Source organism: Rhodoplanes roseus, from assembly GCF_003258865.1.
GTDB classification, from domain to species: Bacteria; Pseudomonadota; Alphaproteobacteria; order Rhizobiales; family Xanthobacteraceae; genus Rhodoplanes; species Rhodoplanes roseus.
The window spans coordinates 1-243 of record NZ_NPEX01000973.1 but is presented as its reverse complement, the minus strand read 5'-3'; the positions used below and the strand labels follow the sequence as shown (position 1 = coordinate 243).

Sequence of the window (243 nt, the reverse complement as noted above, 5' to 3'; positions counted from 1 at the left end):
CCGACGAGACCGATCTGCGCGAAGAGATAAAAGAGCGCCACCGCGATAATGATATGCGGCATGATCAGAGGCGAGATCAGGAACGCCATGATGGCGGTCGTGCGTCGGGCGCGCCGGACCAAATAGAAGGCCGCAGGGACGCCGAGCATGAGAGCCACCACGGCGACGCTGAAAGCGACGACGAAGGAGCGCCAGGCCGCACCGATCCACAGGGGATTGTCGAAGACCTCGCGGTACCATTGC

The 243-nt window shown here is 62.6% G+C and carries 1 pseudogene; it reads right to left on the bottom strand.

Annotated features, from left to right (window positions below):
• Positions 1 to 243, bottom strand: a pseudogene (locus CH341_RS35045) (ABC transporter permease subunit); the annotation flags it as partial.